Raw genomic sequence first — 2,392 nt, forward strand, 5'->3', positions numbered from 1 at the left:
CTCGTTAAATCAAGCTTGCCGCTAGCTAAATTTGGCTTTTTGGCAAGAGCTGATATCTCAGAAAGTTCGATGTTTTTAGCGTCAAGATTTAGAGCTTTTGGCAGGTAATCTTTTAAATTTGCGTTTAAATTTATATTTGATCCAAGCGCCGTGCCAGTTGCCGTTAGCTTGAAGTCGCTAAATTTGCCAGCCACATTTGCTTTAAGAGCGACGTCCTTTTTTAGCCCAAGCTCGCTAGCCTTTGCCTTGTTGGCATTTATATCTATGTTTAAGCTCATACTTTGAGCAAGCAAGGATAGATCGCCATTTGCCTTTAAATTTATGGCATCCATCACGGTCGCTTCTAAATTTAAGGTGCTAAGCCCAAGGTTAAAGTCTTTAAATTTGACATCGATACCACGAGCTAGCGCCTCTTTTTCTATTTTGCTGGCTATAAATTTATTGCCAAAAGAGCTAAAGATAAAGCCAAAGATGCAAGCTACTATGAGCACAAGCGCGCCAACTATGTAAGCTACTTTTTTCATAAAATTCCTTTATATTAGTTTTACATATCATAAAACTTTAGTCACTTAGACTAAAGTTTTTAATAAAATTCACTATAAATTATTGACTTTTTTAGAAAAAAATGCTAGGATTTCATCACTCAAAAATAAAGAGTGCTAAAAAAGACAATTAAACTAAAAGGATGAACAATGAACTTTCAACCATTAGGCAAGCGTGTCCTAGTCGAACGCGTAGAAGAGACAAAGACGACAGCTTCGGGCATAATTATACCTGATAACGCAAAAGAAAAAACTTTGATTAATTCATCCATCCTCAATAAAGAAATCGATTCCAATGTAGTATCTATATCCAAATACTCGCAATCCGTGATTGACGAACTACTCGAAACCGGTATTTCAAGAAACGCTCTTTTCCACGAGATAGATTGGCTAAGCAAAGTAAAAAATATCACGAAAGAAATCAACGATATATTCGATGTAATTCGCGGAAGCAGAAGGGGTTGGGACAAACTTTTTTATCCAAATCCCAACGAGCATTCCATCGAAAGCGAATTTCTAAAACCAGTACTAATCAATGCTAAAAATTGTGACTACCTTTTAGCCAAAGCGGATTCGGATGCTTTTTGCTGCAGCGAAACAATTATGGAATTAGAAAAAAGTAATAAAACCGGAGCATTAGAATGGATAAACAGATTTAAAACAGTAAAGAACGGTGTGGGTAAGTTATTGCCAGACGTATTAGCAATAAATGGCTGTAAATGGTACGAATTAAAAGACAATGAAACGGCCGATTATTTCACCGCAATGAATCCTGATACGAGATTATTCTTTGGTAAATTTGATCGAGCGACATTTATTAATCAGCGACTAATAGGCCTTAGGTGCAAAGATGATACAGCGAAAGATGATTTATATCATGCCTTGCTCAATTCTGCCCTAACGATGTTCTTTATTGAAGCATCTGGTTTTGGAAGAGGCCTAGGAGTACTCGATATCAATAAGGAGAAAATAAGCCATTGTCGCATACTAAACCCCAAACTATTAAACGACGAACAAAAAGAAAAAATCGTAGCTGCTTTCGCAAAGCTAAAAGGCAGAAAGATAATGAAGACTGAAGACGAGCTAAACGATCCTGTAAGGATTGCTTTTGAAACGGAAGTATTTAAAGCATTTGGTATTTCAGAGATACAAGAAAAAGTCATCAATTCATTGTCTTCACTACAGAAAGCAAGAAAATCAGTAGTAGCTAAGGAGGAGTCATAGGATGTCACGCCCGAAAAAAGACGGTGCTTATATAAACTACTATATAGAACGTGAGTTGGTTGAAAAATTACGAGATTATGCGGAAGATAAAGGGCAAACAATGACAACCGCCCTAGAGAGAATCTTAAGAGAACATCTTATTAAGAAGGGTTACATTAGAAATGATTCCAGATAGGCCTGCTACGGATGAAGAACAATAAACAACGCCAAATAGACGCACTTGCCGAGCAATGCACCGAACTTGGCAAGGATGCGCCTAAACCGGCCAAAGACCGCATTAAACAGCAAATCGATACAAGGCAACTGGAGATGACAAAACTGGACGATGGATTAACGGAAATTAACGAGAAAATCGTGGATCCAAGCAAATTAAAGCTAACTGCCGAAAATTTCTTGAACCCCCTAAATTCCCTGGATTTACAGATGAGAGCAGCTGACATGCTTCAAATGGACCTTTTTGCCCGAAAAATATTCTTGAACCTCGAAATTGACCAACAAAAAAACGGTCCTTTACAGATATAAAGAACCGTTTCAAACTCTAATTTCAGACATAAAAACAGGCCAAATTACATTTGGTGAGCCGGGTGGGACTCGAACCCACGACACCAAGCTTAAGAGGCTCGTGC

General features: G+C 37.8%; 1 protein-coding gene and 2 pseudogenes. 2 read left to right on the forward strand and 1 reads right to left on the reverse strand.

Annotated elements, in window-relative coordinates:
• Window positions 1–524 (reverse strand): annotated as a pseudogene (locus Q0200_RS03775) (tryptophanyl-tRNA synthetase); the annotation flags it as partial.
• Window positions 525–692: 168 nt separating this feature from the next.
• On the opposite strand from Q0200_RS03775, the pseudogene Q0200_RS03780 reads away from it, so the two are divergent.
• A pseudogene (locus Q0200_RS03780) lies at window positions 693–830 on the forward strand (co-chaperone GroES); the annotation flags it as partial.
• Between the two features lie 1,122 nt (window positions 831–1,952).
• Window positions 1,953–2,288 carry a hypothetical protein gene (locus Q0200_RS03785; RefSeq protein ID WP_297937937.1) on the forward strand — a complete coding sequence of 112 codons (336 nt, stop codon included), beginning with the start codon at window positions 1,953–1,955 and terminating at the stop codon, window positions 2,286–2,288.
• The last annotated feature ends 104 nt before the right edge of the window (window positions 2,289–2,392 follow it).

It is taken from the genome of uncultured Campylobacter sp., assembly GCF_938045225.1.
Taxonomy (GTDB): Bacteria; Campylobacterota; Campylobacteria; order Campylobacterales; family Campylobacteraceae; genus Campylobacter_A.